The sequence below is a fragment of the Mycobacterium sp. IEC1808 genome (assembly GCF_002101935.1).
Taxonomy (GTDB): Bacteria; Actinomycetota; Actinomycetes; order Mycobacteriales; family Mycobacteriaceae; genus Mycobacterium.
In genome coordinates, this window is the sequence record NZ_LQPV01000058.1 from 1 (window position 1) to 7,126 (window position 7,126).

At 70.4% G+C, this 7,126-nt stretch carries 6 protein-coding genes; 5 read left to right on the top strand and 1 reads right to left on the bottom strand.

Annotation, left to right across the window (positions count from 1 at the left end; genetic code table 11):
* Nucleotides 1-97 precede the first annotated feature (97 nt).
* The 4 genes from AWB92_RS23715 to AWB92_RS23730 all read left to right on the top strand — a co-directional run bounded on the left by AWB92_RS23715 (nucleotide 98) and on the right by AWB92_RS23730 (nucleotide 4,233).
* Nucleotides 98-814 (top strand): maleylpyruvate isomerase N-terminal domain-containing protein, encoded by a 717-nt coding sequence (locus tag AWB92_RS23715; protein WP_085190031.1) that lies wholly within the window; start codon nucleotides 98-100, stop codon nucleotides 812-814.
* A 125-nt stretch (nucleotides 815-939) separates the two neighbouring features.
* Entirely contained in the window at nucleotides 940-1,743 is an 804-nt protein-coding gene (locus AWB92_RS23720) for an MBL fold metallo-hydrolase (protein ID WP_085190033.1), read from the top strand.
* 184 nt (nucleotides 1,744-1,927) lie between these two features.
* Nucleotides 1,928-3,061 (top strand): PPE family protein, encoded by a 1,134-nt coding sequence (locus tag AWB92_RS23725; RefSeq protein WP_085190036.1) that lies wholly within the window; start codon nucleotides 1,928-1,930, stop codon nucleotides 3,059-3,061.
* Between the two features lie 35 nt (nucleotides 3,062-3,096).
* A complete protein-coding gene (locus AWB92_RS23730) occupies nucleotides 3,097-4,233 on the top strand; it encodes a PPE family protein (RefSeq protein WP_085190038.1) in 1,137 nt (378 codons plus the stop codon).
* Here the strand turns inward: AWB92_RS23730 and AWB92_RS23735 are convergent.
* Nucleotides 4,222-6,498, bottom strand: coding sequence for a heavy metal translocating P-type ATPase (locus tag AWB92_RS23735; protein WP_241523562.1), 2,277 nt, complete (start codon nucleotides 6,496-6,498; stop codon nucleotides 4,222-4,224). The genes AWB92_RS23730 and AWB92_RS23735 overlap by 12 nt on opposite strands.
* A 154-nt stretch (nucleotides 6,499-6,652) precedes the next feature.
* Here AWB92_RS23735 and AWB92_RS23740 point away from each other — a divergent pair, with 154 nt between their 5' ends.
* Nucleotides 6,653-7,048: a CBS domain-containing protein gene (locus AWB92_RS23740; protein ID WP_085190044.1), complete on the top strand. Its 396-nt coding sequence runs from the start codon at nucleotides 6,653-6,655 to the stop codon at nucleotides 7,046-7,048.
* The last annotated feature ends 78 nt before the right edge of the window (nucleotides 7,049-7,126 follow it).

Sequence of the window (7,126 nt, forward strand, 5' to 3'; positions counted from 1 at the left end):
CGCCCCACCCGCCCAAGATGACGACGATCCGCCGCCCTTCTAGGAAGCCGCGACGGCGAAAAGCCGCCATTCGACCGGCCCGCCGTACGCTTAGCGGGTGCAAGAGGCGACCAAAGCCGACATCCTCGCCGCGCTAGATGACAGTGGGAAGCGGTTTGTCTCGATCGTTCGGGGGCTCGATGCGGATCGCGCCGAGCGCCCGGTGCCTGGGCTCGCCTGGACGGCCGCGGAGACTGCGGCGCACGTTGTCACCGTGCTCGGCAGGCTGCTTGGCGACCGTCGACGTGCCGCCACAAACGAGGGGGTTGCCGAGCTGAATGCGACCTGCCTCTCGGAGTACACCGACCGAGACATCAGCGACATAGCCGACGGGCTCGAGGCAAATCTGCGTGCGGTAATCGACCACGTCTATCCCAAAGTCGACTTCGGCCGTCTGTATCCCTTTCACGGTGGATCGACAATCTCCGCCGGTGGGGGTGCTCGATGGATTTTGTGCGAGCTGCTTGTCCACGGCCACGACATCGCCGTTGCAACCGGAAACGAGTGGGTGATACCGGGCGCGGAGGCATCCATGGCAATTCGTGGCCCCGCTGAGTCGATGAATCGGCTGGTTGAGGGCAAAACCTCTACCCGACATCGCGTGCATCTGGGCAAAGGCGACACTGTCGAATTCGTCGCATCGTCCGGATCCCTCCCTGCCGACGACGAGCCGATCGACGTGGAACCCGGAGTGTTGCTCCTGGCTTACTTCGGAAGAATTGAAGTGACCGATCCGCGTTTGGCGGTGGTTCTCGCTGAGCTGCCGCACCTCTGACTAGGTCGGGACCGTGCGGCCGGGACCCGCCCGCGGCGGCCACGGCGGCGGCCCGTAACACCGAGGAGAAACCACCCCCGACCTTTTAACTGCGTGAACGCTTCCGGACCGGGTAGCCCGCGGTCATGGAAATCACGGTCACCTTCGTCGGCAACGCCACCACGTTGATCACCGCTGGCGGGCTGACGCTGTTGACCGATCCGAATTTCCTGCACCGGGGTCAGCATGCCTATCTGGGTTACGGGCTGGTCTCCAAGCGGCTCAGGGAACCGGCGTTGAACATCGACGAGCTGCCTGCGGTCGACGCCGTGGTGCTGTCGCACATGCACGGCGATCACTGGGACCGGGTCTCGCAGCGGGGCCTCGACCACGGGCTGCCGATCGTCACCACCCCGCACGCGGCCAAGCGGCTGCACCATCGTGGCTTCGGGCACGCGCTGGGCTTGTCGACGTGGCAGCGACACACGATCACCAAGGGCGGCAACACCGTTCACATCACCTCACTGCCGGGTCGGCACGCGCCCCAGTGGAGCCGACGACTGCTGCCGCCGGTGATGGGCACCATGCTCGAATTCGTCGCCGCCGATCGCTCGGCGCGTCGGCTCTACCTCTCCGGCGACACGCTGCTCGTCGAGGAGCTCAATGAGATCCCCGAGCGCTTCGATTCGATCGACGCCGGCGTGCTGCACCTGGGCGGGACGCGGCTGCCCGCCGGCCGGCGGCTTCCGTTCGGTCTGACGGTGACCATGGACGGCCGCCAGGGCGCGGAGCTGGTGGCGCTGCTGGCGCTGCCGAAAACGATCCCGGTGCACTTCGACGACTACGGCGTGTTCGCGTCGCCGCTCGACGAGTTCATCGGCGAGATGCGGCTTCGCGGTCTGGGCGACCGCGTCATCGAAGTGGACCGCGGCGCCTCGGTGACCATGTGAGCGGTCCGCCACCCAGCTGCTAATTCTTCGCTGGCCAGGGGCGTCCGGTATATGTTCGTGTCATGCGATTCGCGAACGGAGCAGTGCACGCGAGGGGCTTCGACGTGCAATGTTTCAGCGTTGGTCGCGGCCCGGTCAGCGCAACTTTGCTGGATGGTTTCCCGAATAAGGGATGTGAGATGTCATGGACTTTTTAGCGCTGCCGCCCGAGGTGACCTCGGCGCTCGTGCATGCCGGTCCCGGGGCGGGCTCGCTGATCGAGGCGTCCGCCGCCTGGCAGCGCATCGGCAACGAGTTGGACAGCTCGGTCAGCACCTATACGTCGGTGCTGTCGTCGCTGATGGACGCGTGGGACGGCCCGTCGGCCGCGAAGATGGTTCAGGCCGTCCAGCCCTACATCACCTGGCTGCGGGACACCGCCCAACAGGCCGACCAGCTGGCCTCCTCGACGCAGGCCGCCGCGACCGCGTTCAATTCGGCGCAGTCGGCGGTGGTCCCGGTCGCGACGGTGACCGCCAACCGGACGCGGCTGGCGCAGCTGATAGCCACCAACCGGTTCGGCGCCAACCTGCCGGCCATCGCCGCGACCGAAGAGCAGTACCAGGCCATCTGGGCCAACAACTCCGCGGCGCTGACGCGCTATCAGACGGCCACGGCGCAGGCGCTCGACCTGCAGCAGTTCACCACCCCGCCGGCGATCACCGACCCGGCCGGGACGGCCGCGCAGGCTACCGCCACGTCCGCCGCCGCCGCCACGCCGGCGCAATCGATCGGGGACTTCTTGGAGTCGATCGTCGGCACCCCGTTCGGCTTCGACCCCAACGTGGGCTGGTTCGGGCTGGCCAACACCTACGCCAACCAGTTCATCTCGTCCGGTTTCCCGATCAACCTGCTCAGCTACCTCGCGCAGAGCACCTCGGCCCAGGCGCTGCAGAGCGTGGGCGGCGACATCGGCCAGGGCCTCTCGGAGGGCGAGTCGGCGCTGGGAGCGGCGGGGGCCAGCTTGTCCAATGCGGTGAAGTCGCTCGGATCGGCGCCCACCGGGGCGATGGCCGTCGGCGTGTCGATGGGCAAGCTGACCGCGCCGCCCGCCGTGGTGGGGCTGCTGCCCGCCTCGCAGACGCCGGTGCAACTCGCCTCGGCGGCATCGCCGCTCGACGGCGCCGACGCCGGGTTCCCCATGATGCCGCCGCTAATGCCCCCGCCGGTCTCGGCGGGCAGTGGCTGGCGCAAGCGGAAGCAGAACAAGCTCGAAGACCTCCAGGTGGGCGCCGAAGTCAAGGGCAAAGTGATCCGCACACCGCCGTCGGCCGGATGAAAGCCAACGCCGAAATCTTCCCGGGGTGAGATGTCATGGACTTCGGGACGCTGCCCCCAGAAATTAGTGCGGCGCTGATCCACTCCGGACCCGGTGCGGAGTCGTTGATCGAGGCCTCCGCCGCGTGGGAGCGGTTGGGCATCGAGCTGGAGGATTCGCTGCCCGGCTACGGCTCGGTGCTCTCGGCGCTGGGTGAGGCATGGGGCGGCCCGTCCGAGGCCGCGATGATCCAGGCCGTCGACCCCTTCCTCGCGTGGTTGGCCGCCACCGCGCAGCAGTGCGAGCAGGTCGGCTCCTCGATCCAGACGGTGGCCGCGGCATTCGAATTGACCCGGCGCACTGTGGTTTTCCCGGTTCAGGTCGCCGCCAACCGCACCCGGCTAGCGCAGCTGATCGCCACCAACTGGCTGGGGACCAACTTCGCGGCGATTGCCGAGACCGACGCCCAGTACGAGGGCATGTGGGTGAACAACTCGGCGGCGATGAACCGCTACGCGGCGACCTCGGCACAGGCCACCCGGCTGCCGCAGTTCTCGTCACCACCGACGATCGTCAGCCCGGCGGCAGCGGCGGCGCAAGCCACCGCCACGTCCGCCGCCGCCACCACCCCGGCGGCGTCGACGCCGCTGGGGGATTTCTTGACGAACGTCCTCAGCACCCCCTTCGGCTTCAACCCCCAGAAGGGCTGGTTCGGCCTCGCCAACACGTATGCCGACCAGTTCATCGCCGGCGGAATCCCGATCAACCTGCTCAGCTATATCGCGCAGTACACGTCGGCTCAGGCGCTGCAGAGCGTCGGCAGCGACGTGGGCCAGGGGCTGGCCGAGGGGGAGGCCGCGCTGGGCGGGGTCGAGGCGGGCCTCGCCGACGCGGTCAGGGCCGCCGGGTCGGCGCCGACGGCCGCGGTGGGCGTCGGGGTTTCGCTCGGCAAGCTGACGGCGCCGCCCGCGATGGTCGGGCTGTTGTCCGCGTCCAAATCGACGGTGCAGCTGGCGGCGGCGGTGTCGCCCCTGGCCGCGGACGAATCCGGGTTCCCCTTCATGCCGCCGCCGATGATGCCGCCGGTCGCGCCGCGCGACAAGAGCAAGCGCGGGGGCCGCGACTACGACGACCTCGAAATCGGGCTGGAGATCAAGGGGACCTTCATGACCCGCCCGCCCTCAGCGGGCTGAGTCGTCAGCGGTCTCCGCCAGGGTGAAGTAGTTCTCTTCCTCCTGCACGAAGTGCAGGCGCAGCAGCGCGTACAGCCCGTACAGGCAGGCGAGCAGGTCGTCGACCTGGTCGGCTCCGATGGAGCCGGTGGCTTGGGCCAGCTCGACCTGCGCGCCGATCCGGTCCGACAGCCGTTGTATCTCGGCGTGGGTCCGGCTCATGGTCGCGGTGGCCTCGCCGGTGCCCAGGGGGTGAGCCAGCGCGGGGTAGAGCTCGGTTTCCTCGGCTCGCTCGTGCGGCAGGACGCGATCGACAAGTAACTGATGTGCGCGCGTAATCGCTTGCAGCGCGGCCTGATCGGGCGCGGCGGCCAGGCGGTCCGCCGCTTCGCGCAGCAGCCCGATGGCGTCGCGCAGCTCGTCGTGTTCGGCGTCGAAGCGGCGCAGCATCCGTTCGGTCTGCGCGGGCAGGTCGACCTCGGTGGCCGGGTCGCCGCGCAGGGCGCGCAGCGCGTTGAGGATGACGGCGACGTCGATGCCCTCCTGCAGCAGCGCGCCCGCGGCGGGCGGCAGCCAGCCCAGCGCGGCGACAACCATCGCGATCAGCGACAGGCACATTCCGACGACCGCACTCTGCACCGCGATGCGCCGCGACCACCGCGCGATGTCCATCGCGTCGGCGAGCCGTTCCAGCCGGTCGGTAGTCAATACGACGTCGGCGGCCTCCGAGGAGGCGGTGGCACCGCGCGCGCCCATCGCCACCCCGACGCCGGCCGCGGCCAGCGCGGGCGCGTCGTTCACCCCGTCGCCGACCATGACGGTGACCGCGCGCTCCTGCTCGGCGCGCACCGCGGCGACCTTGTCCGCCGGGCTCTGTTCGGCGTAGACCTCGTCCAGCCCCAACACGGCGCCGACCTCGCGGGCGGGCCCGGCGCGGTCGCCGGTGAGCATCACCAATCGCCGCAACCCGGCGGCGCGCAGCCGCCGCACGGTGCGCGGGGCGTGGCGGCGCAGCGGGTCGCGCAGCAGCACCGCACCGGCCGGTCGCCCGTCGATGCACACCCATGCGATCGCGGCGGTGTCCAGCAGGGCTCGGTTGACGGCGGCCCGCGCCCATTCCGTCGAGGTGTCGTCGGCCAGCTTGCCGACCTGGATGCGCCGATCGCCCACGGTGGCGGTGACGCCGCGCCCGGGTTCTTCGACCACGTCGGTGGGCAGGTCCAGCCGCAGGCCGCGGGCCAGCGCCTCGGTGACGATCGCCTCGGCCAGCACGTGTGGGGACAGCTGATCGACCGAGGCGGCCAGCCGCAGGATCTCGACGGCGTCGCGCCCCGGCGCGGCCGCGACATCGATGACGACGGGTCGCCCCATGGTCAGCGTGCCGGTCTTGTCCATCACCAAAGTCGTTGCGCGCCCGAGGTTTTCCAATGCGGCCCCGCTGCGGATCACCACGCCGTGACGCGAGGCGCGCGACAGCCCGGAGACGATCGCCACCGGCGCCGCCAGCAGCAGCGGGCACGGCGTCGCCACCACCAGCACCGCCACGGCCCGCACCGGCGACCCGCTGGCCAGCCAGGCCGCGCCGGCCACCGACAGCGCCAACGGCAGGAACCACGCGGCGTACCGGTCGGCCAGCCGCACCACCGGTGCGCTCTGCGCCCCGGCCTCCGCGGCCAGCCGCACGATCTGCGCGTAGGTGCTGGCCTCGGCGGTGGCGGTGGCGCGCATCTCGAACGCGCCGCCCGCGTTGACCACACCGCTGCGCACCGGTTCGCCCGCGCCGCGCTCCACCTGAAGCGGCTCGCCGGTCAGCACCGACTCGTCGAGCACCGCCGCCGCGCCGACGATGCGCCCGTCCACCGGGACCACCTCGCCGGGGCCGACGACCAGCAGGTCGTCGATCGCCACGTCGTTCAGCCCGATCGTGGTGACCGTGGATCCGTCGCGCCGTCGGGCGAACCGGGGGGCGTGCTCGAGCAGGGCCCGCAGGTCGTGCGACGCGCGGCGCTCGGCCGCGGCCTCCAGCGCCCGGCCGCCGGCCAGCATCACGGCGATCAGCGCACCCGCGAGGTACTCGCCGACCAGCAGCGTGCCGATCAGGGACAGCACCGCGATCACGTCGACCCCGAACCGGCCACGGCGCAGCCCGGCCACCACCCAGACCACCGCCGGCACGAGGCCCACCACCGTGCCCGCGATCCAGCACGCGTCGGCGATGTTGTGCGCCCCCACCAGCCAGGCGATCCCGCCCGACACCAGCGCGCCGACGCTCAGCGCGACCAAAATCGCAGATCCCCTTCCGCCCACACCATTCCCTTCGGGAGACGGGTCTGCGGCCAGCCTGCACCGGCTTCGCCTCGTTAAATAGGGCCGGGTGTCCGGCGAACTAGGGACTCAGGTCACTAGAAAGGCCGGCCAAGTTCCGGTGAACATTGCTGGCGTGACTGGCTTTTCTGCACGGGGCTCGCTCCCGATCTCCACCATCACCGGCGACCCGGTGGCGCGTGTCGCCGCCGACGCCACGGTCGCCGACGTGGCCATGGCCATCGCGGACTGCGACGTGGGGGCCGTCGTGGTGGGCGACGACGAGCGGCCCACCGCGCTGGTGAGCGAGCGTGACGTCGTCCGCGTGGTGGCGGCCGGGAAGGATCCGGCTCGGGTTCCGGCCGCCGCGGTGGCCAGCACCAAGCTGGTGTGGTGTGACGCCGACGCGACGGTCGATGACGTGGCGGCCCGGATGATGGACCACTACATCCGCCACGTCCTGGTGGAGCGCGACGGCGCGCTGGCCGGGATCGTCTCGGCGCGCGATCTGCTCGGCGTCTACGGCGCCTAGCTGTACTGACCACGGACGTTGGTGACGGCGTGGCGTGGTGACATGACGAAGACCTCCGAGTGAAGTGCGAGCTGTCTA

What these genes read in the sequence shown, in the direction of transcription:
- AWB92_RS23725 (WP_085190036.1), top strand. Translation starts at nt 1,928, where the DNA reads ATGGACTTTTTAGCGCTGCCGCCCGAGGTGACCTCGGCGCTCGTGCAT.
- AWB92_RS23730 (WP_085190038.1), top strand. Translation starts at nt 3,097, where the DNA reads ATGGACTTCGGGACGCTGCCCCCAGAAATTAGTGCGGCGCTGATCCAC.
- AWB92_RS23720 (WP_085190033.1), top strand. Translation starts at nt 940, where the DNA reads ATGGAAATCACGGTCACCTTCGTCGGCAACGCCACCACGTTGATCACC.